This window comes from Dyadobacter sp. HNCC25DJ185 (assembly GCF_056895195.1).
The window spans coordinates 1-233 of record NZ_JBXHAR010000048.1 but is presented as its reverse complement, the minus strand read 5'-3'; the positions used below and the strand labels follow the sequence as shown (position 1 = coordinate 233).

Sequence of the window (233 nt, the reverse complement as noted above, 5' to 3'; positions counted from 1 at the left end):
ACGTTCCGTCAGGACCTACTGGACAATGGTACAGGTACAGGGAAATACGGTTTCAGTTTTGCGCTTCCTGTGGGTCTTCAGGACGCACAGGCCCATCAGTTGAGTATCCGCATCAAGGGTACAAGCATATTGTTGGGCGGTTCGCCCAAATCCCTGACGTGTGCCAAGCCCGTAGCCTACCAGGGCAGTTTCGACGGTGCGGCATGTACTTCGATCAAGGGCTGGGTGTGGGA

At 55.4% G+C, this 233-nt stretch carries 1 protein-coding gene; it reads left to right on the top strand.

Features of this window, described 5'->3' with window-relative positions; all coding sequences use genetic code 11:
* The coding region (locus AC1XUF_RS32115; RefSeq protein ID WP_483345969.1) for a hypothetical protein at positions 1-233 on the top strand (233 nt) is incomplete at both ends.